17 protein-coding genes and 1 pseudogene are annotated in these 22,753 nt (G+C 68.5%); 6 read left to right on the top strand and 12 right to left on the bottom strand.

The genetic code is table 11. The annotated features are described in order from the left end of the window. Nucleotides 1-98 precede the first annotated feature (98 nt). The 3 genes from ABB33_RS02320 to ffh form a co-directional block, all read right to left on the bottom strand. The gene (locus ABB33_RS02320; RefSeq protein WP_225546690.1) at nucleotides 99-893 is read right to left on the bottom strand and encodes an aminotransferase class IV family protein; all 795 of its coding nucleotides are present in this window, start codon (nucleotides 891-893) and stop codon (nucleotides 99-101) included. Then, nucleotides 890-1,960, bottom strand: coding sequence for an NAD(P)H-dependent flavin oxidoreductase (locus tag ABB33_RS18415; RefSeq protein WP_054664239.1), 1,071 nt, complete (start codon nucleotides 1,958-1,960; stop codon nucleotides 890-892). The genes ABB33_RS02320 and ABB33_RS18415 overlap by 4 nt, the downstream gene beginning before the upstream one ends. 75 nt (nucleotides 1,961-2,035) lie before the next feature. After that, nucleotides 2,036-3,415 (bottom strand): signal recognition particle protein, encoded by a 1,380-nt coding sequence (ffh, locus tag ABB33_RS02310; protein ID WP_054664236.1) that lies wholly within the window; start codon nucleotides 3,413-3,415, stop codon nucleotides 2,036-2,038. Nucleotides 3,416-3,533: 118 nt separating this feature from the next. On the opposite strand from ffh, the gene ABB33_RS02305 reads away from it, so the two are divergent. Continuing rightward, nucleotides 3,534-4,328: a cytochrome C assembly family protein gene (locus ABB33_RS02305; protein WP_056931003.1), complete on the top strand. Its 795-nt coding sequence runs from the start codon at nucleotides 3,534-3,536 to the stop codon at nucleotides 4,326-4,328. A 28-nt stretch (nucleotides 4,329-4,356) separates the two neighbouring features. Here ABB33_RS02305 and ABB33_RS02300 read toward each other — a convergent pair whose 3' ends face one another. After that, nucleotides 4,357-4,827: a hypothetical protein gene (locus tag ABB33_RS02300; protein WP_225546689.1), complete on the bottom strand. Its 471-nt coding sequence runs from the start codon at nucleotides 4,825-4,827 to the stop codon at nucleotides 4,357-4,359. A 45-nt stretch (nucleotides 4,828-4,872) separates the two neighbouring features. Next, nucleotides 4,873-6,249 (bottom strand): DNA repair protein RadA, encoded by a 1,377-nt coding sequence (radA, locus tag ABB33_RS02295; protein WP_056931002.1) that lies wholly within the window; start codon nucleotides 6,247-6,249, stop codon nucleotides 4,873-4,875. 138 nt (nucleotides 6,250-6,387) lie between these two features. Between radA and ABB33_RS02290 the strand changes: the two genes are divergently transcribed. Continuing rightward, the gene (locus tag ABB33_RS02290; RefSeq protein ID WP_056931001.1) at nucleotides 6,388-8,445 is read left to right on the top strand and encodes a putative bifunctional diguanylate cyclase/phosphodiesterase; all 2,058 of its coding nucleotides are present in this window, start codon (nucleotides 6,388-6,390) and stop codon (nucleotides 8,443-8,445) included. 122 nt (nucleotides 8,446-8,567) lie between these two features. Here the strand turns inward: ABB33_RS02290 and cyoD are convergent, their stop codons facing one another. The 5 genes from cyoD to ABB33_RS02265 all read right to left on the bottom strand — a co-directional run bounded on the left by cyoD (nucleotide 8,568) and on the right by ABB33_RS02265 (nucleotide 15,765). Beyond that, nucleotides 8,568-8,909: a cytochrome o ubiquinol oxidase subunit IV gene (gene cyoD / locus ABB33_RS02285; protein WP_054664221.1), complete on the bottom strand. Its 342-nt coding sequence runs from the start codon at nucleotides 8,907-8,909 to the stop codon at nucleotides 8,568-8,570. Continuing rightward, the gene (cyoC, locus tag ABB33_RS02280; protein WP_054664219.1) at nucleotides 8,909-9,547 is read right to left on the bottom strand and encodes a cytochrome o ubiquinol oxidase subunit III; all 639 of its coding nucleotides are present in this window, start codon (nucleotides 9,545-9,547) and stop codon (nucleotides 8,909-8,911) included. Before cyoC ends, cyoD begins: the two co-directional genes overlap by 1 nt. After that, nucleotides 9,544-11,544, bottom strand: a complete 2,001-nt coding sequence (cyoB, locus tag ABB33_RS02275; RefSeq protein WP_054664216.1) for a cytochrome o ubiquinol oxidase subunit I — start codon at nucleotides 11,542-11,544, stop codon at nucleotides 9,544-9,546. Before cyoB ends, cyoC begins: the two co-directional genes overlap by 4 nt. Before the next feature lie 2 nt (nucleotides 11,545-11,546). Continuing rightward, nucleotides 11,547-12,578: a ubiquinol oxidase subunit II gene (cyoA, locus tag ABB33_RS02270; RefSeq protein WP_056931000.1), complete on the bottom strand. Its 1,032-nt coding sequence runs from the start codon at nucleotides 12,576-12,578 to the stop codon at nucleotides 11,547-11,549. A gap of 280 nt (nucleotides 12,579-12,858) precedes the next feature. Continuing rightward, on the bottom strand, nucleotides 12,859-15,765 hold the full coding sequence (locus tag ABB33_RS02265; RefSeq protein WP_056930999.1) for an autotransporter outer membrane beta-barrel domain-containing protein: 2,907 nt from the start codon (nucleotides 15,763-15,765) through the stop codon (nucleotides 12,859-12,861). A gap of 280 nt (nucleotides 15,766-16,045) precedes the next feature. Here ABB33_RS02265 and ABB33_RS02260 point away from each other — a divergent pair, with 280 nt between their 5' ends. The 4 genes and pseudogenes from ABB33_RS02260 (at nucleotide 16,046) to ABB33_RS18410 (ending at nucleotide 21,444) form a co-directional block, all read left to right on the top strand. Then, on the top strand, nucleotides 16,046-16,543 hold the full coding sequence (locus tag ABB33_RS02260) for an RNA polymerase sigma factor (RefSeq protein WP_254574219.1): 498 nt from the start codon (nucleotides 16,046-16,048) through the stop codon (nucleotides 16,541-16,543). Continuing rightward, nucleotides 16,540-17,517 carry a FecR family protein gene (locus ABB33_RS02255; protein WP_056930998.1) on the top strand — a complete coding sequence of 326 codons (978 nt, stop codon included), beginning with the start codon at nucleotides 16,540-16,542 and terminating at the stop codon, nucleotides 17,515-17,517. The genes ABB33_RS02260 and ABB33_RS02255 overlap by 4 nt, the downstream gene beginning before the upstream one ends. 8 nt (nucleotides 17,518-17,525) lie before the next feature. Beyond that, nucleotides 17,526-20,288, top strand: coding sequence for a TonB-dependent receptor (locus ABB33_RS02250; protein ID WP_056930997.1), 2,763 nt, complete (start codon nucleotides 17,526-17,528; stop codon nucleotides 20,286-20,288). A gap of 68 nt (nucleotides 20,289-20,356) precedes the next feature. Continuing rightward, nucleotides 20,357-21,444: pseudogene (locus ABB33_RS18410) on the top strand (IS3 family transposase). 103 nt (nucleotides 21,445-21,547) lie between these two features. Here the strand turns inward: ABB33_RS18410 and ABB33_RS18405 are convergent. Both ABB33_RS18405 and ABB33_RS18910 read right to left on the bottom strand, forming a co-directional pair. Continuing rightward, the gene (locus tag ABB33_RS18405; protein ID WP_152984930.1) at nucleotides 21,548-21,961 is read right to left on the bottom strand and encodes a hypothetical protein; all 414 of its coding nucleotides are present in this window, start codon (nucleotides 21,959-21,961) and stop codon (nucleotides 21,548-21,550) included. Between the two features lie 536 nt (nucleotides 21,962-22,497). Beyond that, the coding region (locus tag ABB33_RS18910; RefSeq protein WP_211260856.1) for a hypothetical protein at nucleotides 22,498-22,753 on the bottom strand (256 nt) is incomplete at its 5' end.

Below are 22,753 nucleotides of genomic sequence, written 5' to 3'. Positions count from 1 at the left end.
TGTAGCCCAGTCGCCAGGATGGCGCGGTAAGCCGGCGATTATAGCCGCGCCCCCGGCCCATTCCAAGCCCGCCCCCTGCCCTGCCTGAACAGGCCGGTTCACAGCGGCTGCCAGGGCGTCTGCGCCAGGGCGTGCCGCAGTTGTCCCAGCAGCGCCTCCGAATCCGCGAACCGGCAGTCGCCGATCCGCGCCAACGGCCACATCCCGGTGGCGTTGCAGGCCACCGCCGCGCGGAAGCCGCCCAAGGCGTCCAGCGGCACCTCCCGCCACGCCTGCGCCTGCCCCAGCCGCTCCAGGCCGGCGATGAGCAGTTGTTCGGCTGTCCCGCGCAGTGCTTCGGCACGCGGCCATACCACCTCCGTGCCGGCGAGCAGGGCGATGTTCCAGGTACTGCCCTCGCTGATCCGCCCGGCCGCATCGACGAACAGGGCGTCGTCGAAACCCCGGCGCATCGCCAGGCGCCGCTGCTGGAACAGCGGCAAGGTGCCGGCATGTTTGAGCTGCGGCAGCTCGCGCTGGTAGCACACCGGCAGCACCGCCCGGGCCTGGCCGGGCACCGTCGCCGGTGCCGCGACGCTTACCAGTACGTCCACCGGTACCGCCCGCAGCGGCTGGCGGAAGTCGAACGCGCGCGAGAACACGGTGATGCGCAGCGAGGCATCCTGCATGCCCCGCGCAATGAGTGCCTGCCGCAGCCAGTCGAGCAGGCGCGCTTCGTCCAGTTCGGCATCGAACAGTTCGCGCGTGCCCTGCTGCAGCCGCCGCAGGTGCAGCGCCCAGCCCTGCACCGCACCCGCGCGCACCTGCAGCGAGGTGAAGTGCCCGTAATTGACCAGCGCCGCGTCGAGCAGCCCGGCATCGACCGGTTCGCCGTTGCAGGACACCGCGTTCACAGCAGCGCCTGGGCCTGCTGCCACATCGCCCGCACCACGCCGGCGGCGGGGCCGCGCCGCGCCATCCACGCCGACTGCCCGGCCCAGGCCTGCATCGCCTCCAGCCGGTCGTCGGCCTGCGCCTGCCGGCGCATGCCGGCGGTGAGGCCGCGCTGCACGGGGTACGGCTGCGGGCGTGGCGCATCGGCCGCTTCCGCGGCGCATACATAGGCGGTGTCGAGCGCACGGCCGAGGCGGCCGCTGAAAACCCGGGTGGCGCGGGTATGTTCCGGTTCCGCCGCGGGCAGTGCCTGCTTCCAGGCCTCGGCGATGGTGGATTCGTCGGTAGCCAGGAACGCCGTGCCCAGCTGCACCGCGCTGGCACCGAGCAGCAGCGCGGCGGCCACGCCACGGCCATCGCCGATGCCACCGGCCGCGACCACCGGCACCTCGAGGCGGTCGGCCAGGCGCGGCAGCAGTGCGAACAGGCCACTGGTCTGCGCCTCGGCGCGCGCGTCCACGAACGCACCGCGATGACCACCGGCCTCCATGCCCTGCGCGACCACCGCGTCGGCCCCGGCCGCCTGCGCCTGCAAGGCCTCGTCCAGCGTGGTGGCGCAGGCGAACCAGGCGATGCCGGCGGCCTTCAGGCGCGAGACCTGCGCCGCGGAGAACACGCCCATGATGGTCGAGGCCACCGCCGGCCGTGCCGCGACCAGGGCGTCGAACTGCGCATCGAAATCGGCCGGTGCGGCATCGCCGGCACTGGCCGGCACCGCCGGCCCCCAGCGCTGCAGGAACGCGCGGGTCGCCGCTTCGGCCGCTGCGTCGCGGACCGGCGGCGGATCCGGCACCCAGACATTGACCTGGGCCGGTCCGTGCGACTGCCGGCGGAAGTCGTCCATCCAGTGCCCGATCTGCGCCGGCGTGGACAGCACCGCGCCCATCGCACCCATGCCGCCGGCGCTGGCGACGGCCGCGGACAGGGCCACCGGGCAGGCGCCGGCCATCGGCGCCAGCAGGATCGGCAGCTCAATGCCGAAGCGCTGGCAGAAGCGGTCCACGCGTCGGCGGATGTCCGGGGTCATGCCGCACTCCAATCGGGAGCCGCCATCATCGCCGAGCCCCTGCGCCGGCGCCAATGACGGCGCGCGCCACCGGGCTCAGCGGAACGGCAGGCCGCCCTTGCCACCCATCGCGCCGAGCATGCCCTTCATGTTGCGCAGCATGCCCTTCATGCCGCCGCCGGACAGCTTGCCCATCATCTTTTCCATCTGCATGTACTGCTTCATCAGCTTGTTGACGTCGGCCGGCTGGGTACCGGAGCCGCGCGCGATGCGGGCCCGGCGCGAGCCGTTGAGCAGGCCCGGGTTGCGGCGCTCCTTCTTGGTCATCGAGTTGATGATGGCGATCATGCGCGGCACTTCCCTGCTCTGCTGCACCTGCTGCTTGAGGTGCTCGGGGATCTGCCCCAGGCCCGGCAGCTTGTCCATCAGGCCGCCGATGCCGCCCATGTTCTGCATCTGCTCGAGCTGGTCGCGCATGTCGTTGAGGTCGAACTTCTTGCCCTTGGCGACCTTCTCGGCCAGCTTCTGCGCCTTGTCCTTGTCGACCTGCTGCTCGACCTGCTCGACCAGCGACAACACGTCGCCCATGTCCAGGATGCGGCTGGCCACGCGCTCGGGATGGAACACGTCCAGGCCGTCGACCTTCTCGCCGGTACCGGTGAACTTGATCGGCTTGCCGGTGATGTAGCGCACGCTCAGCGCGGCACCGCCGCGGGCGTCGCCGTCGGTCTTGGTCAGCACCACGCCGGTCAACGGCAGCGCCTCGCCGAACGCCTTGGCGGTGTTGGCCGCGTCCTGGCCGGTCATCGAATCGACCACGAACAGGGTTTCGGCCGGGTTCACCGCCGCGTGCAGGGCCTTGATCTCGGCCATCATCGCTTCGTCGATGGCCAGGCGGCCGGCGGTATCGACCAGCAGCACGTCGACGAAGGACTTGCGGGCGTCGTCGATGGCGGCGCGCACGATGTCCACCGGCTTCTGCTCGGCCGACGACGGGAAGAACAGCACGCCGACCTGCTCGGCCAGCGTCTTCAGCTGCTCGATCGCGGCCGGGCGGTACACGTCCGCCGAGACCACCATCACCTTCTTCTTGCGCTTTTCCTTCAGGTGCTTGGCGAGCTTGCCGACCGTGGTGGTCTTGCCCGCGCCCTGCAGGCCTGCCATCAGGATGATCGCCGGCGCCGGCACGTTGAGGTTCAGGTCGGTGGCCTGCGAGCCCATCACCGCGGTGAGTTCGTCGCGCACGACCTTGATCAGCGCCTGGCCCGGGGTCAGCGACTTGAGCACCTCCTGGCCGACCGCGCGCACCTTGATCTTTTCGATCAGCGCCTGCACCACCGGCAGCGCGACATCGGCCTCCAGCAGCGCGATGCGCACCTCGCGGGTCGCCTCGCGGATGTTCTCCTCGGTCAGGCGGCCACGGCCGCGCAGGCGCTCGATGGTGCCGGAAAGGCGCTGGGTCAGGGACTCGAACATGCGGTGCAACCTGCGGGAACGTTGGCAAAGAGGCCAAATTATAGCGGCCACCGGCGCCTGCCGCCGCCCCGTCGCGGCGCGCATCGCCAGCAGCGGGCGCGTATGCGAAACTGTGTCGATGACAATCGTTCTCATCGCGACCGCGCTGTACCTGCTGTCCACCGGACTGCTCGTCCATGGCCTGGCGGCCGAACGTGGCGCCGGGTCGCGTACCTGGCTGTGGCCGGCGGCCGCGGCGGTGGTGCTGCACGGCAGCTACCACCTGCTGGTGGCGATGCGCACCAGTGGCGGGCCGGACATGCATTTCTTCGCCGCGCTGTCACTGGTGGCGCTGGGCATGGCCGCGCTCACCACCGTGGTCGGCGCGCGCGGGCGCATGGCGGCGCTGGGCGTGCTGGTATTCCCGATGGCCGCGCTGCTGCTGCTGGCCTACCACGGCTACGGCCACGAACCGAGCAGGGCGCTGGGCTGGCGGCTGGCCACCCATGCCTGGCTGGCGCTGCTGGCCTACGCGACGCTGAGCATCGCCGCACTGCTGGCGATCATGTTGTGGCTGCAGGAACGGGCGCTGCGCCGGCGCGACTTCCGCCCGTGGCTGCGCGCACTGCCGCCGCTGACCGACCTGGAGGCGCTGCTGTTCCGCACCATCACCGTCGGCTTCTGCCTGCTGACCCTGACCCTGGTCACCGGCGTGCTGTTCGTGGACGACCTGCTGGCGCAGAAGCTGGTGCACAAGACCGTGCTCAGCGTGCTGTCCTGGCTGGTGTTCGGCACGCTGATGATCGGCCGCCGCCGGCATGGCTGGCGCGGGGTGAAGGCCGTGCACTGGACGCTGAGCGCGATGGTGCTGCTGTTGCTGGCCTTCTTCGGCAGCCAGTTCGTGATCGAACTGGTGTTCGGGCACCCACGCTGACCCTGGCGTCGACGCCGCCCCGGCGGCCTCAGGGGAACGGCCGCGCCAGCAGCGCGCGCATGGATTGCCCGCGGTGGGTGACCAGGTCCTCCAGCCGCCAGCAGCCATCGGCCTGGCGGCGCATCGCCAACCGCGTCAGGTGCGGCTCGCCCCATACCGGGAAGCGCACCTCCACCGTGCCGGCTGCCGGCGACTGCGCCCGCCACCGGTAGCCGGGTTCGGCATCCACCTCGCCATCCTGGCCGTCCAGCCAGGGGTCATGGTCAAGCCGGCAGATGCCCTGCTCGCGCTGCTGGCAATCGCGCTCGGCCGCGATCACCCGCGCGAACCCCGGAGCCAGCAGGGCATCGGGCGTGTCGAGGAAGCGCGCGGACGTCCCGGCCTCGAACAATGCCCGCGCCACCGCCAGCGGCGCCGCGCAGGCGGGTGCGGCCAGCGCCGCCGGCGCCGACAGCAGCCCCAGCAGCCCGATCCCGACCACGGCCCGGGCCATGCGCATCGATGCACTCCCCCGGCGGCGCATCGCCGATCCTGCGCGCGCCACTCAGGCCGCCTCGATCGCTTCGGCCAGCCGCTCGACCGCGATCACCTCCATGCCCTTGACCGAACCGGCCTTGGGCGCGTTGGCGCGGGGTACGATGGCGCGCTTGAAACCATGGGTGGCCGCCTCGCGCAGGCGCTCCTCGCCATTGGGTACAGGGCGGATCTCGCCGGACAGCCCGACCTCGCCGAAGGCGATGGTCTTCTCCGCCAACGGCTGGTCGCGCAGCGACGACAGCACCGCCAGCAGCACCGGCAGGTCGACCGCGGTCTCCTGCACGCGGATGCCGCCGACCACGTTGATGAACACGTCCTGGTCGCCAACCATCACCCCGCCATGGCGGTGCAGCACCGCCAGCAGCATCGCCAGGCGGTTCTGCTCCAGTCCCACCGCGACCCGGCGCGGGTTGGACAGCGGCGAGGAATCGACCAGCGCCTGCACCTCCACCAGCAGCGGCCGGGTGCCCTCGCGGGTGACCATCACGCAGCTGCCGGGCTGGCGCGTGCTGCCGCCGGACAGGAAGATGGCCGAGGGATTGGGCACTTCCTTCAGCCCCTTCTCGCCCATCGCGAACACGCCCAGTTCGTTGACCGCGCCGAAGCGGTTCTTGAACGCGCGCAGCACCCGGAAGCGGCTGCCGCTCTCGCCCTCGAAGTACAGCACCGCGTCGACCATGTGCTCGAGCACGCGCGGGCCGGCGATGCCGCCCTCCTTGGTGACGTGGCCGACCAGGAACACCGCGGTGCCGGTCTCCTTGGCAAAGCGCACCAGCCGTGCCGCGCTCTCGCGCACCTGGCTGACCGAGCCCGGCGCGGCGGTCAGCGTCTCGGTCCACAGCGTCTGCACCGAGTCGGCGACGATCAGCCTGGGGCGCGCCGCGGCGGCGTGCTGCAGGATCAGTTCGACGCCGGTCTCGGCCAGCGCATCCAGCCCGTCCAGCGGCAGGTCCAGGCGCACCGCGCGCCCGGCCACCTGCGCCAGGGATTCCTCGCCGGTCACGTACAGCACCGGCAGGCTGCCGGCCATCCTCGCCAGCGCCTGCAGCAGCAGGGTCGACTTGCCGATGCCGGGGTCGCCGCCGACCAGCACCACCGCGCCTTCGACCAGGCCGCCGCCCAGCACCCGGTCGAACTCGCCGATGCCGGTGGAAACCCGCGCATGCTCGCTCTGCTGCACGTCCTTGAGCGCGGTGATCTTCGGCGGCTCGAGCTTGCCGGCCCAGCCGCCGCGGCGCGCGGCCGGCGCCTTCGCCGCGGCCGCGCTTTCCAGCACCACCTCGGCCAGGACGTTCCAGGCGCCGCATTCGCCGCACTGGCCCTGCCATTTGCTGTACTCGGCGCCGCATTCGCTGCAGACATAGGCGGTGCGGTTCTTCGCCATCGGGGTTCCTTCGCTGGGGGCCGGCACAGGATACCCGCCAGCCGTCGCAGCCGATGCGACCCTCACGACTAAAGAAGCACACCCAGGCGCCGCTGTCTGGTGCACTCTTGCATCGACGAACCGCCGGACGCTCCCCGCATGGTTGGCACCTATAACCCGATCCTGGTCGTCTTTTCCCTGCTGGTCGCCATCCTCGCCTCGTACACCGCCCTGGACATGGCCGGACGCCTGGCGACGGCGCGCGGGCGCGGCCTGTATGGCTGGATGGCCGGCGGCGCCCTGGCGATGGGCCTGGGCATCTGGTCGATGCACTTCATCGCCATGCTGGCCTTCCACCTGCCGATCCCGGTGGGCTACGACCTGGCCATCACCCTGTACTCGATGGCCGCTTCGATCGGCGCATCGGCCTATGCCCTGTGGCTGGCGTCGCGGCCACACCTGCCGTTGCCACGGCTGGTGGCCGGCGCCGTGCTGATGGGCAGCGGCATCGCCGCCATGCACTACCTGGGCATGGCGGCGATGCGCATGCAGCCGGGCATCGACTACGACCCGCTGTGGTTCGCCGCCTCGATCCTGGTCGCCATCGGCGCGTCCGGCGCGGCGCTGTGGATCGCGCTGTGGCTGCGCCGCGAGAGCCGCCATACCCGGCTGCTGCGACTGGCCGCCTCGCTGGTGATGGGCCTGGCGATCGTCGGCATGCACTACACCGGCATGGCCGCCGCGACCTTCCCGGCCGGCAGCATCTGCGCGGCGGTGATCGATGGCGGGCTGGAAACCCGCTGGCTGGCGGTGCTGGTGATCGTGGCCACCGTGGCCATCATCGGCATCACCCTGGTCGCCTCGCTGTTCGACCGGCGCCTGCACCACCGCACCGGCCACCTGGCCGACTCGCTGGCGCGCGCCAACCAGGAGCTGGTGGAGGCGTCGCTGCACGACCCGCTCACCCGCCTGCCCAACCGCATGCTGCTGCAGGACCGGATCGAACAGGCGATCGAGAACGCGCACCGGCACGGCACCTCGGTCGCGGTGCTGTTCTGCGACCTGGACGGCTTCAAGCTGGTCAACGACGCCTACGGCCACCAGTTCGGCGACCGCCTGCTGGCGCGCGTGGCCGAACGGGTACGCGGGCTGCTGCGGCCGCAGGACACCCTCGCCCGCCTCGGCGGCGACGAGTTCGTCGCGGTACTCGGGGTGGAATCGACCGACGATGCGGTGGTGATCGCCGAACGCGTCACCGCGGCGGTGGCCGAACCGCTGCTGATCGACGGCGCCGAGCTGCAGCTCAGCGCCAGCCTGGGCATCGCGCTGTACCCGGACGATGCCACCAGCGAGCGCGAGCTGATGGCGCACGCCGACGCGGCGATGCACCACACCAAGCAGTCCGGCCGCAACGGCTACACGTTCTTCACCCCGGCGATGCAGGCCAGCACCAGCCGCCGCCTGCGCCTGCTGCAGGACCTGCGCCGGGCGATCGCGCGCGACGAACTGCTGCTGCACTACCAGCCCAAGTTTCCGGCCAGCGGCAAGCCGGTGATCGGCGCCGAGGCGCTGCTGCGCTGGCAGCACCCGGAACTGGGCCTGCTGGGCCCGGATACGTTCATCCCCATCGCCGAGCGCAGCGGCCTGATCCTGGCCATCGGCGACTGGGTGCTGGACCGCGCCTGCGCCCAGCTGCGCGCCTGGCATGATGCCGGCCACCCCGGCTGGTCGATGGCGGTGAACCTGTCGCCGCTGCAGTTCGCCTCGCAGGCGCTGGTGGAAACGGTGCGCGAGACACTCCGGCGGCATGCGCTGGACCCCGCCCACCTGACCCTGGAGGTCACCGAGACCACGGCGATGAAGGACGTCGAGGACAGCCTGCAGCGGCTCAACACGCTGACCGCGATGGGGGTGAAGATCGCCATCGACGATTTCGGCACCGGCTATTCCAGCCTGCTGTACCTCAAGCGCATGCCGGCCTCGGAACTGAAGATCGACCGCGCGTTCGTGCGCGACCTGGAGCACAACCCGGAGGACGCGGCCATTGTCTCCTCGATCGTCGCGCTCGGCCGCTCGCTGCAGTTGCAGGTCGTGGCCGAAGGGGTGGAGACCGAGGTCCAGCGCGCATTCCTCGACCAGCTCGGCTGCGACCTGCTACAGGGCTACCACCTCGGCCGGCCGATGGATGCGGAAACCTTCCTGCAGCGGGCCGGCTGAGCGCAGTCTCGCACCCGGCCGGCGCCGCCCGGACACGCGCCGGCCCGGCGCCTGCGACGCACGCGCAACGAAAAGGCCGCCCCGGGGGGCGGCCTGGCTTTCGATCGCGGCGTCGTACGGCGTCAGTGCATCATGTGGTAGTTCATGTTCCACATGACCCACAGCGTGCCGGCGACGATGATGCCGATCACCACCACGGTGAACAGGCCGGCATTGACGTTCCAGCGCGCGGCCGAGGAGCGGTCCAGGTGCAGGAAGAACACCAGGTGGACCAGCAGCTGCAGCAGGCCGGAGACCAGGATCACCATCGCCGTGGCGAAGGTCGAGGACAGGCCACCGCTCATCACCACCCAGAACGGGATGATGGTCAGGATGGCCGCCAGCACGAAGCCGATCAGGTAGGACTTGACGCTGCCGTGGCTCTCGCCGCCGGCACCGTGGGCGTGGTTGTCATGTGCGGACATCAGAGGGCTCCCGACAGGTAGACGACAGAGAACACGCCGATCCAGACCAGGTCCAGGAAGTGCCAGAACAGGCTCAGGCACGCCATGCGGGTCTTGTTGGTCTGGGTCAGGCCGTTGCGCTTGAGCTGGATGAACATCACCAGCAGCCACAGCAGGCCGGCGCTGACGTGCAGGCCGTGGGTACCGACCAGGGCGAAGAACGCCGACAGGAAGGCGCTGTGGTCCGGGCCGTAGCCCTGGTGCACCAGGTGGTTGAACTCCCAGATCTCCATGGCCATGAAGCCGGCGCCCAGCAGCCAGGTGATGACCAGCCAGGTGAACATCAGGCCGACCTTCTTCTGGTGCATGGCGATCATGCCCAGGCCGAAGGTCAGCGACGAGATCAGCAGCAGCGCGGTCTCGCCGGCCACGAACTTGAGGTCGAACAGCTCCTTGGCGCCCGGGCCGCCGTTGGTACCGCCGGCCAGCACAACGTAGGTGACGAACAGCGAGGCGAAGATGAGCAGGTCGCTCATCAGGTACACCCAGAAACCGAAGATGGTCTTCTCGCCGGTGTCGTGGTGGTGCTCGTGGTCGTGGCCATGGTCCGCCGCGTGCGCGGCGTGGCCATGGTTCAGCGTGTGGGCGGTCGTGCTCATGCCTTCACCTCGGTCTTCACCAGCCCCTGCGCTTCCAGGTGGCGGCGATGTTCGTTTTCGATGCGTTCCACTTCGGCGGCCGGCACCCAGTAATCCACGTCATTGTCGAACGTGCGGTAGATGAAGGTGCCGATCATGCCGACCAGGCCGACGATGGCCAGCCACCAGATGTGCCAGATCATCGCGAAGCCGAACACCAGGCTGAAGGCGCCGATCACCACGCCGGTACCGGTGTTGCGCGGCATGTGGATGTCGCTGTAGCGGGCCGGCTTCGGCCAGGCTTCGCCACGCTGCTTGCGCTCCCAGAAATCGTCCAGTTCCTCGCCCTTGGGCAGGACGGCGAAGTTGTAGAACTGCACCGGCGAAGCGGTTTCCCACTCCAGCGTGCGCGCATCCCACGGGTCGCCGGTCAGGTCCACGTTCTTCTTGCGGTCGCGGATGGACACGATGATCTGGATCACCTGGCACAGGATGCCGGCGCCGATGATGAAGGCACCGATCATCGCGACCACGAAGTACGGCTGGTAGTCGGCGTTCGGATAGCTCTGCAGGCGGCGGGTGACGCCCATGAAGCCCAGCACGTACAGCGGCATGAAGGCCACGTAGAAGCCGATGAACCAGCACCAGAACGCGCGCTTGCCCCAGGTCTCGTCCAGCTTGAAGCCGAACATCTTCGGGAACCAGTAGGTGATGCCGGCGAACATGCCGAACACCACGCCGCCGATGATCACGTTGTGGAAGTGGGCGATCAGGAACAGCGAGTTGTGCAGCACGAAGTCGATGGCCGGGATCGCCAGCATCACGCCGGTCATGCCGCCGATGACGAAGGTGACCATGAAGCCGATGGTCCACAGCACCGGCGAGGTGAAGTGCACGCGGCCGCGGTACATCGTGAACAGCCAGTTGAAGATCTTCACGCCGGTCGGGATCGAGATGATCATCGTCGTGATGCCGAAGAAGGCATTGACGTTGGCACCCGAACCCATGGTGAAGAAGTGGTGCAGCCACACGATGAACGACAGCACGCCGATGCAGGCCGTGGCGTACACCATGCCCTTGTAGCCGAACAGGGTCTTGCGCGAGAAGGTGGCGATGACCTCGGAGAACACACCGAACGCCGGCAGCACCAGGATGTAGACCTCCGGGTGGCCCCAGATCCAGATCAGGTTGATGTACAGCATGGCGTTGCCGCCGCCGTCATTGGTGAAGAAGTGCATGCCCAGGTAGCGGTCCAGGGTCAGCAGCACCAGGGTGACGGTCAGCACCGGGAACGCGGCGATGATCAGCACGTTGGTCACCAGCGCGGTCCAGCTGAACACCGGCATGTGCATCAGCTTCATGCCCGGGGTGCGCATCTTGAGGATGGTGATGAAGAAGTTGATGCCGCTCAGCGTGGTACCCAGGCCGGAGACCTGCAGGCCCCAGATGTAGTAATCCACGCCTACGCCGGGACTGTATTCCTTGCCCGACAGGGGCGGGAACGCCAGCCAGCCGGTCTGCGCGAATTCACCCACGCCCAGCGAAATCATCACCAGGCCCGCGCCGGCCACGAACAGCCAGAAGCTGAGCGAGTTCAGGAACGGGAAGGCGACGTCGCGCGCGCCGATCTGCAGCGGCACGACCAGGTTCATCAGGCCGGTGATCAGCGGCATCGCCACGAAGAAGATCATGATCACGCCGTGGGCGGTGAAGATCTGGTCGTAGTGATGCGGTGGCAGGTAGCCCTCGGCGCCACCGGCGGCGACGGCCTGCTGCAGGCGCATCATGATCGCGTCGGCGAAGCCGCGCAGCATCATGATGAAGGCGACGATCAGGTACATCGCGCCGATCTTCTTGTGGTCCACCGAGGTGAACCACTCGTTCCACAGGTAGCCCCACAGCCTGGCGCGGGTGATCAGGCCCAGCACCAGCAGGCCGATCAGCCCGGCCGCGCCGAGCGTGATCATGATGATCGGCTCGTGGTACGGGACCGCTTCGATAGTCAGTTTGCCCAGCATTGTCATTCTCCCGAGGCGCCGTGCCCGGCGTGGGCGGCGTGCTCGTCAGCGTTGTGTCCGGCGTCATCGGCAGCGTCCGGCCGGCTGTCGCCCGCGTCGTGGCCGTCATGGCCCGCGTGCACGGCGGCATCCTGCGGCGCGGCCGCGTGGTCGTGCTTCTTCATGCCGAAGTGGTGGTTCTCGCCCATGTGGCGGGCCAGGATCCAGTCGAACAGACCGGCTTCGGTGCGGCCGTAATAGGTCACCGGATACCAGTCATGGTTCTTCTCGGCGCCCAGTTCGGTGAACGCGGCCTTGTCCAGCAGCCTGTCGCTGGCGCGGACCTTGTCCAGCCAGGCGCGGTACTGCTCGTCGCTCACCGCGTGCGCGGTGAAATGCATCTTGTTGAAGCCCGAACCGCTGTAGTGCGAGGCCATGCCCTCGAACGCGCCGGCCTCGTTGGCGATCAGGTGCAGCTTGGTCTGCATGCCCGCCATCGAGTAGACCATGCTGCCCAGGCTCGGGATGAAGAACGCGCTCATCACCGTGTCGGAGGTGATCTTCAGGTTCAGCGGCGCATCGACCGGGAAGGTCAGCTCGTTGACCACGGCCACCTTCTCTTCCGGGTAGACGAACAGCCACTTCCAGTCCATCGAGATCGCCTCGACCACCACCGGGGCGCGCTCGGATTCGATCGGCCGGTACGGGTCCAGCGCGTGCGAGGAACGCCAGGTCAGCACCGCCAGCACCAGCACGATCATGCAGGGGATCGACCACACCACCACTTCGATGGCGGTGGAATGCGACCACTTGGGCTCGTAGCGGGCCTTGGTGTTGGAGGCGCGGTACTTCCACGCGAACGCCAGGGTCATCACGATCACGGGGACGACGACCAGCAGCATCAGCACCGTGGCGGTGATCAGCAGGGTCTTCTCGTCCTGGCCGATCTGGCCTTTGGGGTTGAGGATGGCCGCGTCGCAGCCCGCCAACAGCGCGGACAGGACAAGCAGCATGCCCGGACGCAGGCTGCGTCCAAGTGATTTCAACGGAATCATCGGTCGATCCAATTGCGAGGGGGGGCCTGGTCCGGCACTCCCTTGCACGCTTGCGCGAAACGACCACCCGGTGATGAACCGCCGGGGAAAACGTATACGGGACTGCCGGATTCAGCGCGGCAATTCTAGGCTTCGCCCATCACTTTAGAAAGGCATTGACAATGATCCAGCGCAGCTGGAGCCCGATTCAACATGCGACATGTTGTCGCACCCGCACACAAGGCGCGCGTTCATGTCGCCTCCCGGCGGCCGGCGCCGGCCACCGGGAGGACTTGGTGCATCAGAAGCGGTAACCCACGCCCAGCATGACCCCGTTCACGGTCTGGCCGTCGCGGCGTTCACCGACGTAGTCGAACATCACCGACAGGCGCTCGCTGGCACGACTGCTGACGCCCAGGTTCCACGACAGCAGCTGCTCGCCCACGTCCTGGCTGGCCGCGCCGAAGGTCAGGTCCGGCGCCGCGGCGAAGGCCGAGGTGAAGCGGGCCTGCGAATCGCCCAGCTCCTGCTGCCACAGCACCCGCGCGTGCGGGGTGATGCGCTCGCCGTTGCTGCCGTGGAAGCTCTTGAACAGCTGCAGGCCGGCGCCGACGCGCACGCTCTCCAGGCTGCCGCTGCGACCGGTCAGCGCGCCGACGGCCTGGCCTTCGTTGAAGCGGGCGTTGGACAGGCGGGTGTAGTCGACCACCGGCAGCAGCGGCTGCACCACGGTGCCACCGGCGGTGGTGAACAACAGGCCGTGCTCCAGGCGTGCCGACAGCGCGTCGCTGTCGTACTTGGCGCGCAGCGGGGCGTCCAGGCCCTCGATGCCGGCAATGCCGCGGCGGGTGTCGTGGCTCAGGTCGGTGTAGCGCACCGACGCGGCCACGTAACCCTTGGCATAGGCCGCATCCAGGTAGCCGCCGATGTCCAGGGCACGGACGTCGCCGTGGAAATCAGAGCCGTCGCGGCCCTTGGCCGACATGTCGGCCGCGGCCACGCTCACGCCCAGCGCCACCTTGTCGTCGGCCACGCGGGTGTCGGCGCCGATCACGATGCCACCGATGTTCTGCTTCATCCCGGCAACATCGCCCTGCGCCTTGATCCGGCCCTGGGTACTGAAGCCACGACCCCAGATGCCGACGCCACGACGGCTGTCGCCGCCCTGCATGCCGCCCTCGCCTTCGCCATTGGCGGCCGGCTCGACCAGGTGCATGGCCAGCTGGCTGAACAGGCTGCTGTTGCCCGTGCCCGGCTGCGCCGACGCCGCCTGCGCCGCACGCGCGGCCAGGCCATCGGCATCGCCACCGTTGCTGCGCATGTCGAACTGGTGGTGCTGGATGACGCTGCCGATGCTGTCGACCAGCGCGGCGTCGGCCAGCTGCAGGGTGGCGTGCGCGTCGCCGCGCAGCGCACCGGCCTGCTGCCGGATCACGTCGCGGTCGGAGAACTGCAGCGCGCCCAGCAGCGGCTTCATGCCGGCGCGACCGCTGTTGGCGGCCGCCGCCAGCGCGCGGCCCAGGCCATCGCCGGACTGCGTGTTGGCGAACAGCCCGGTCTGCTCGAAGCCGGTGTTGGCGGTCAGCCACAGCCCGTCGGCGCTCTGGTGCACGTTGAAGCTGAGCAGCGAGTTGTGGCGCGGGCGGAACACCTCGCCGTCGACGATGCTGGCGCTGTAGGCGTCATCGCCCAGGCGCGCGACCTGCTGGAAGCCCTTGTAGGCGCCAGCCATGTAGATCGGCCCGTCGATCAGCTCGCGGGTGTAGTCGGCGCCATAGAAGCCCTCTGCCACGTTCAGTGCCAGCTGCGCGCCCGGCGCCACGACCAGCGCACCGTCGTTCATGCCGTCGTCGAAGAACCCGCCCACGCGCAGGCGGCCGGCCGCCGCGCCGCCGGCCTCGGTCACGTCGAAGGCCACCAGCGAGCCCGGCTGGATGTTGACGTAGCCGTGGGTGGTGAGGTCGCCGCCGCGCGGCATCAGCAGGCCGTTGATGACCACGCGGCTGAAGCCGTCCTCGCGCCACGACGGGCCGGTGATGCCGAGCATGGCATTGGAGTCGATGGTCGCCGAGCCGATGTCGCCATGCCCGACCAGCGCACCGTCACGCTGCACGCGCAGTTCGGTGGTGCGCAGGGCGCCGCCTTCCAGCACGATGGCGCCGTTGTCCACGCGCATCAGGTCCGCGCCGGTGGTGGCCGCGGTCCGCCATACCGCACCGTTGCCGATGCTGATCACGCCTGCCGAGTCGGCCAGGGCCGAGCTGTCGAGCTGGTCCAGGCGCAGCTTCGAGCGCAGCAGTGCCTGGATCCCCGGGTCGCTCAGATAGTCCTGGAGCGAGAACTGGCCGATGCCGTTGGGGCCGTCCTGCGCCAGGTTGTAGAGGGTGACGGCCAGGTTGATGTAGGTGGTGCCGTAGTCGGCGTCGGTCCAGCGCGCGAAGTCGTCGTCCACCAGTGCCTGCAGCAGCCTGCCGGTACGCAGGTAGCCTGGATTGATGTCGCCGGTCACGTTGGACGTCACCCGCAGGGTGTCGCCCGGGTTGTTGTAGTCGGCCGAGGTCATGATGTTGTTGTTGAACATGTCCTGGCCGGGGAAGGTCTCCTTCGCGCGGCCGGTGCCGTCCGGATCGAAGCTGACCGAGTCACCGTTGATGCGCGCCGGGTCGGCGAACACCAGCAGGCCGTTGGGCTGGGTCACCTGGAACAGCGCCTTGTACAGCAGCTCCTCGTCCATGCCGCCGCCGTAGTTGCCGGCGTAGATGCCGAACATGCGCGGCGACGGCCCGTAGGTCACGCGGCCGCCGGAGCTGGCGGCGTGGATCTGCACCGAGTCGACCTCGGTCGGCAGGTCACCGGCCATGTAACGCTCGACGCCACCGGACTGCATGATCGAGCAGGAGGAGATGCAGCGGCCGGACACGATGGTGTTCAGGCCGGCGGTACGGATCACCGCCTGCAGCCATTCGCCGCTGATCAGCGCGCCGCCGTTGGACGTGCGCAGCACCACCTCGCGGAACGGCCGCCCTTCGGCCTCGGCCTTGGCCAGCATCGCCGGCAGCGCCATGATGTCGGCCAGGGTGACATCACCGCTCAGGAAGATGCGGTCACCGTTGACATGGACCGCCATCGCGTTCGCGTCCCCGGCCACGCCGAAAGCGGCCGTGGCCAGCAGTCCGGACAGCGCCATACTCAATACCGATCGTTTCATTCGCACTTCTCTCTCCATGGTTGCAGCGGCATCCCGCTCATCCCGCGCCTGCGGGACCACAGCAGAACGCGCAGCAGCGCCGATCACCCCCAGTCCCGCCGTCCATTTATCCTGAACGCGTTCACCAATGTGCCCGGTATTCCGCCGGATGCTTCCCGCCGGCGCCGTGCTGCGTACACTCTTCGGCACACTTGGCTTACGGATACCCCGACTGTCTGCTTCCCGTGCCCCGGTCGACGGCGTCGCGCCCGCCCCCTTCGGCGATGGCTTCACGCTGTTCCTGCGCACGCAGCGCGAGCCGCTGCGTGCCTTCCTGCGCGCGCGCGGCACCAGCGAGGAGGACGCCGAGGACATCGTGCAGGACTGCATGGAGCGGCTGATCCGCTACCGCGAGCATCCGCACGCGGAACTGAAACTGCTGCTGTACCGGATCGCACGCAATCGCCTGGCCGACCGCGGCCGCTCACCGCACGCCGCACCGCACCTGCCGCTGGCCGAACAGGACCTGCCGAGCGAAGCGCCGTTCTCCACGCCCGGACCGCTGCGCCAGGCCGAATCGGGACAGATGCTCAACGCCCTGCGCCAGGCGCTGCTGAAACTGCCCGAGCGCTGCCGCGAGGTCTACCTGCTCAACCGCATCACCGGCATGAGCTACAGCCAGATCGCCCGCCACCGCGGCATCACCGCCAAGACCGTGGAAAAGCACGTCGCGCGCGCCCTGCAGGGGTTGCGCCGGGAGCTGGGGGCCGACGCGTTCGGCATGGGCGGGGATGAATGACCGGGCGCGATACGCCGCCCCGCGACGCGCTGTTCGCCCGCGCTGCGGCCTGGGTGGCACGGCTGGACGCCGCCGACTGCACCCGCACCGAACGGGCGGCTTTCGAGGAATGGCTGGCCGCCGATCCGGCGCGGGTGCGCGCCTGGGCCGAGGCCGAACGGCTGCACGCGTCAACCGCGACGCTGCGCGATGATCCCTGGCTGCGCGCCGGCGCCCGCCACGTGGTCCGGCGGCCCCTCTACCGGCGGCCCCTGTTCGGGGTGGCCGCGGCCGCGGCGCTGTGCCTGGCGGTCGGAACCGGCTGGGTACTGGCCACCGATGGCAACCCTACCCCGCATACCTACGTCAACAGCGGCTTCGCGCCCCAACGCCAGCTGCTCGAGGACGGCAGCGTCGTGGTACTCGACGCCCGCACCACCCTGACCGCGCGGTTCGGCTGGCGCAGGCGCGGCATCGAACTGCAGCAGGGCCGGATGCAACTGCAGGTGGCGCCGTCGTCGCGGGCCATGCGGGTGCAGGCGGGCAACAGCGTGCTGCGCGATATCGGCACCACCTTCCAGGTCGAACTGCTGGATGACGGGCGGATCGACATCGCGCTGCTCGACGGCGCCCTGGAAATCGACAGCCGCGGCACGCAGCGCATGCACGCCGCCCTGCGGCCGGGTCAACAACTGCAGGTGCTGCCGTCGGGCCGCATCGAGCCGGCCAGCCCGCTTCCGCAGCTGCAGGCCGAGGCCTGGCCACAGGGGCGGCTGCTGTTCGACGCAACGCCGTTGCCGGTGGTGATCGCCAGGATGAACCGCTACACCGCCACACCGCTGGCCATCGCCGATCCGGCGCTGGCGCCGCTGGCCGTGAGCGGCACGTTCGCCGCCGGCGACCAGGCTGCATTGCTGTCCGCACTGGAACTGGGCTGGTCGGTCACCGCGCGCGCGCGCGCCGACGGTACGCTCGAGCTGCGCGGCGTGCGCTGAGCACCGCGATGGGCATGCTGATCGACCGCCTGCGCCCGCCCCTGCTGTGCCTGGCACTGCTGGTCGCGTCGCCGGCCATGGCCGCGTCGGCTGGCAAGGCGGTGGACTACCAGGTCGCGCGCGGCCCGCTGGTACAGGCCCTGCGCGAATGGTCGCGGCAGGGCGACACCCCGTTGTTGTTCGACGCCCGCGAACTGGCCGGGCTGGACAGCGCCGGCGTCAACGGCACGCTGCCGCCCGCGGCCGCACTGGAACGGCTGCTGCAGGGGCTGCCGGTCAGGCTGGCGCGCTCGCCCGGGGGAATATTCACCGTACGGCGCCAGCAGGCACCGCCCCGCCCAGCCCCCGGACCCACCGCTGCGCCTGCGGCCGCGGCCGCACCCGCGGTGACGGCACCGGACGTCGAATTCGCGCCACTGCATGTCACCGGCAGCCGCCTGCCGCGCACGTCGCTGCAGGCCACGATGCAGGTGGACGTGATCGAACGCGAGGACATACGCCGCAGCGGCTACGGCTCGCTGTTCGACCTGCTGCGCCACCTGCCCGGCATGAACGGGCGGCCGCCGCTGGATGCGGCGCGCGACGGCGATTCGCCCTACCTGCCCGGCGGCGCCGCGGCGGCCACCAGCCTGGACGGGATGGGCCCGCGCGCCACGTTGTTCCTGGTCAACGGCCGGCGCCTGCCGCGCTACCCCATGGTGTCGCTGCAGCAGGGCGCCCTCACCGACCTGGGCGCGCTGCCGCTGAGTTTCGTCGAACGCATCGAACTGGTCCGCGGCGGCGCCTCGGCCATCTACGGCGCCGATGCCATGGCCGGCGTGGTCAACATCGTGCTGCGCGACCACGCCGATGGCCCCGAAGCCATGCTGCAGACCGGCACCAGCAACCAGGGCGATGGCGCCCAGTACCGGGTGCAGGCCGCCACCGGCAACGGCGGTGCGGGCGACGACTGGTTCCTCGGCATCGACCTGCAACGGACCGACCACGTCGCCGGCGACCGCCGCGACTGGCACCGGGAACGGCAACGCTATCCGATCGGCCTGCTGACCCGCGACGGGTACTACCTGCCGGCCTACCTGTGCCCGTCCGGCATGCGCGAGGACAGCGGCTGCTGGTACGACAGCTCGCGCCCGCGTTCGCTGCAGCCCGCCTCATCCACCGCCGCCGCCTACGGCCATTGGCGGCACGACGCGGGCAACGGCCTGCACGCCCATGCAGAACTGCGCGCCAGCCTTGCCCGCCAGCGCTACGAACTGGGGCCGACGGCGGCGGCCCTGCGCCTGGCCGACGGCAGCCTGATCAACCATGTATTCGAGGAAGGCGGCAGCGTGCGCCCGACGATCCACAGCCTCGAACTGGACCTTGCAGCCGGCATCGGCCGCGATCGCGGCGACGGCGGCTGGGAAGCCGGACTGGGCCGGCAACGCAGCGAAACCACGCTGTCGACCGAGGGCGCGGTGCGTAGCGCGCGGCTGTTCGATGCCGTGGCCAACGGCTACATCCCGGGATTCACGCCACTGGATCCGTCCCTGAGCGAGCAGTTGTTCCCGCGCAGCCGCAACCGCGGCCGCACCGACCAATGGCTGGCGTGGTGGGGCGTGCGCCACGCCCTGGGTACGCTTGCAGGCGGTACCGCGCAACTGGCCACCGGCATCGACCTGCGGCACGAAACCTGGACCTCGCGCCCGGACCGGCTGCTCGAGGACGGCGAACTGGCACTGGGCCTGCCCACCGACCGGCGCAGACTTTCCACCCAAAGCAACGCCGGCTATGTCGAAATCGGCCTGCCGCTGGCCGAACCGCTGCGCCTGGACCTGGCCGGCCGCCTGGACCACGATGCCGGTGAACTTTCGTTTTCACCCCGCGCCGGCCTGCGCTGGAATCCCTCGCCGGCCTGGTCGCTGCTGCTCTCGGGCGGCCGCGGCTATCGCGCGCCGAGCCTGTTCGAACGGCGGCGCCCGCCGGGCTACTTTGGCGCCGAAGCCATAGCGTGGTCGCCCGCGCTGCCGGCCTGCGCGCACCCCGCTGGCAACGCCTGCCTGGTGGACGTACAGGTGGTGGAGAACACCGGCGTGCGGGCCGAAACCTCGCGCAACCAGAGCCTGGGCGCCATCTGGAGCCCAACGCCCGGACTCAGCCTGTCGCTCACCCACAACCGTGTAGAACTGCGCAACGAGATCCTGGCCCTGCGCCCGGCCGATGCCGGCTGGAACGCGGATACCTGGCTGCTCGACGAACGCGGCCGGTTGCAGTCGCTGCGCCTGTATTTCGACAACATCGGGCGCACCGTGTCGCGCAACTGGGTGCTGCACGGCGACTACCTGCGCACCTCCGCCGCTGGCCAGTGGCGGCTGTCGCTCGACGCGCTCCACCAGCAGACGCTGCGCCGCCGCGAGCACGCCGGCGGCCGCTGGATCGACCTGCGCGGCCACGCCACGCCGGGCACGGCGGCCAATGCCTCGCTGCACTGGCAGGGCGCGCGCTGGGGCAGTTCGCTGCATGCGCGCTATGCCGGCAGCACCCGCGCCTGGCCGGCCGCCGGCAACTGCCCCGCGGCGCAGCGCGGCAACGACCAGTGCAGCAATCCGGCGCAACTGCGCTGGAACCTGCACCTGGACCGCCGCATCGGCGCGCGCATGACCGCGGCGCTGGACGTCCTCAACCTGTTCGACACCCAGCCGGTGAACTACCTGCCCGGCAACGGCGGCCTGTCCGCCGGGCTGGACGATCCGCTGGGACGCTATTTCCAGCTGACCCTTCAATTCCACTGACGACGTCCCCCCACTTTTTAGTAGCAGGACCATCTGGGCTCCAATCCCCAACGACAAGGAGATTGGACGTGAAGAAGCGCTTTTCCGAAGAACAGGTCATCAGCTTCCTGCGTGAGGCCGAAGCCGGCTTGTCGGCCAAGGAGCTGTGCCGGCGGCACGGCTTCAGCGAGGCCTCGTACTGCCTGTGGCGTAGCAAATTCGGCGGCATGAGCGTGCCGGACGCCCGCCGGCTCAAGGAGCTGGAGGCCGAAAACCCGCCGTTGAAGAGGCTACTGGCCGAGCAGGTGTTCGAGAACGATGTGATCAGGGACGCCCTGCGAAAAAAGTGGCGACCGCACCGGCTCGGAGTGAACGGGTGCGGCACCTGGTGGGGCGGGGCCTGAGCGAGCGGCGGTGGTGCGCATGAGCGCCAGCGCACTGCGCTATGCCCCGCGCCCCGATCACAATATCGAACTTCGCGAAAGGATCCTGGCGCTGGCGCAGCGGCACAAGCACTATGGCGTCGGGATGATCCACCTCAAGCTCAGGCAAGCAGGCCTGCTCGTGAACTACAAGCGTGTAGAACGGCTGTACCAGGAGGCGAAGCTGCAAGTGCGACGACGCAAGCGCAAGAAAGTACTGCCGGGCGAGCGCCAGCCGCTGATGCGGCCTACGGCCGCGAACCAGGTGTGGTCGATGGATTTCGTGTTCGACCGTACCGCCGAAGGCCGCGTCATCAAGTGCCTGACGATCGTCGACGACGCCACTCATGAGGCGGTGGCGATTGAGGTAGAGCGTGCAATTTCTGGACTGGGCGTGACGCGCGTGCTCGACCGTCTGGCACTGGTCCGCGGCCTTCCGCAGTGATCCGCACCGAAAACGCAAGGAGTTCTGCAGCAAGGCCCTGGTCATCTGGGCGTACGAGCGCGGCGTGCAACTGCGCCTGATCCAACCCGGAAAGCCGAACCAGAACGTCTACGTCGAATCCTTCAATGGCCGCCTGCGCGGCGAGTGCCTCAACGAACACTGGTTCATCCATCTGTTGCACGCCGGGACCTTCATCGAAACTTGGCGCCGGGAATACAACGAGGAGCGGCCGAAGAAGGCACTCGGCGGGCTGACACCATCCACCTACGCGAAGCGACTGGCATCCACTGCCATTAACCCCGGGCTCTAAATCGTCCCGCTACTGAAAGCGGCGGGACGTCGGTCAGTCGTAATCAACAACTTCGCCACAAACAACAAGGCCCGCGATGAGGGCCTTGTGCGTCGCGGGGCGATCAGGGATCAATCGGAAATTTACTCTGACCCCTTTTTTGTTCGCAATCCTTTCCCATTGAAAGATCATCCAAGAAAAACTTCAACCGATCATCCAAGCAGCGCTCCGCGAGCTGAAACCTAAGATAGCAGTGACTAACCGCATCTTTTTCATTGTCCTGCTTATCGAATACCCATCCTGTTTCGATTGCGATGTTTACGCCTGAAGCGGATCGAATGGCAGAAAAATAGTCGGATTGGGCGCCGAATGAAACCACAAGATCGTTGGATAGAGGACGCATCTTGTATCGCTCAACACTAGGCAAGAGCTCACGAAAACAACTCTCGAAATAATCGAATGTCATGCCACCCGCCACGATTACCCCCCCATCTCGTTTCGAGCACTGGGCCTCCGCCGGTGCGCCTTTGATATGCATGCAATCAATCATGCCCCTCCGCTCAGGCCACATGCAGCAGGGAAGCTGGCTCAGCATGAATCATCAACTGCATCACTGGCAAGCAATCAGGCCGCACATTCCCTGTGGCGAAAACATGATCCGCCCTCAGGGGAGCCGCCGCCATGAAGCAGCTCATTGCGGTGCGATATGACCAAATTGAAAATCCAACCACTGGTAGCCGGCCAGCTTTCCGATCGTAACTTGTGCAGGAAAGGGCATCAAGGCCAACTGCCCCCCATATTACGGATGCGTTTAATACAAACAGGTAGGACAGGATGGATCCGCCTACTGCCCATCTGTGTAATGCTGACTTGACCCCGGATGCTCACTCACCCAAGACAACACTTCCATCATCCAGCCAATGCTCTACGCCTCATACACCGGGGCAGCACATGCAGGAACAAGCACACCTGCTTATCCAACTGCTCATATTGGCAATCCCGGAGCGACGCACTGAGCCCGATGCGGTGAGGTAGTTTTCATTGAGAGCACGGAATCCGCAGGTGCCCTGTAATTCAGATCAGGATATCGGCATCTACCTCCCCCGACTCTTCGCAAGCCTGAAGGATGCCAGAGGGACCAATTAGTCCGATGGGCAGGAAGGCTTGCCTGCCATTGCTTCCCGCCAGAGGCCAAAGAAAAGGCCCGCACGAGGTGGGCCTGATCTTGGTGCCGTGGACCGGCCAGCCTTTCGTAGACACTCGGACGCCATAATTGATGGCAATGACCGAGGTGTTTATGGGCAACAGCAAGCAGTACACGGATGAGCAC

It is taken from the genome of Stenotrophomonas acidaminiphila (assembly GCF_001431595.1).
GTDB classification, from domain to species: domain Bacteria; phylum Pseudomonadota; class Gammaproteobacteria; order Xanthomonadales; family Xanthomonadaceae; genus Stenotrophomonas; species Stenotrophomonas acidaminiphila.
This window is presented reverse-complemented; position numbering and strand designations above follow the sequence as displayed.

Bases quoted from the DNA above. Each gene is read 5' to 3' on its own strand.
- ABB33_RS02265 (WP_056930999.1), bottom strand. From the start codon at position 15,765: ATGAAACGATCGGTATTGAGTATGGCGCTGTCCGGACTGCTGGCCACG.
- ABB33_RS18405 (WP_152984930.1), bottom strand. From the start codon at position 21,961: ATGCATATCAAAGGCGCACCGGCGGAGGCCCAGTGCTCGAAACGAGAT.
- radA (WP_056931002.1), bottom strand. From the start codon at position 6,249: ATGGCGAAGAACCGCACCGCCTATGTCTGCAGCGAATGCGGCGCCGAG.
- ABB33_RS02290 (WP_056931001.1), top strand. From the start codon at position 6,388: ATGGTTGGCACCTATAACCCGATCCTGGTCGTCTTTTCCCTGCTGGTC.
- ABB33_RS02300 (WP_225546689.1), bottom strand. From the start codon at position 4,827: ATGCGCATGGCCCGGGCCGTGGTCGGGATCGGGCTGCTGGGGCTGCTG.
- cyoA (WP_056931000.1), bottom strand. From the start codon at position 12,578: ATGATTCCGTTGAAATCACTTGGACGCAGCCTGCGTCCGGGCATGCTG.
- ABB33_RS02305 (WP_056931003.1), top strand. From the start codon at position 3,534: ATGACAATCGTTCTCATCGCGACCGCGCTGTACCTGCTGTCCACCGGA.
- cyoB (WP_054664216.1), bottom strand. From the start codon at position 11,544: ATGCTGGGCAAACTGACTATCGAAGCGGTCCCGTACCACGAGCCGATC.
- cyoD (WP_054664221.1), bottom strand. From the start codon at position 8,909: ATGTCCGCACATGACAACCACGCCCACGGTGCCGGCGGCGAGAGCCAC.
- ABB33_RS02250 (WP_056930997.1), top strand. From the start codon at position 17,526: ATGGGCATGCTGATCGACCGCCTGCGCCCGCCCCTGCTGTGCCTGGCA.
- ABB33_RS18415 (WP_054664239.1), bottom strand. From the start codon at position 1,960: ATGACCCCGGACATCCGCCGACGCGTGGACCGCTTCTGCCAGCGCTTC.
- ffh (WP_054664236.1), bottom strand. From the start codon at position 3,415: ATGTTCGAGTCCCTGACCCAGCGCCTTTCCGGCACCATCGAGCGCCTG.
- ABB33_RS02255 (WP_056930998.1), top strand. From the start codon at position 16,540: ATGACCGGGCGCGATACGCCGCCCCGCGACGCGCTGTTCGCCCGCGCT.
- cyoC (WP_054664219.1), bottom strand. From the start codon at position 9,547: ATGAGCACGACCGCCCACACGCTGAACCATGGCCACGCCGCGCACGCG.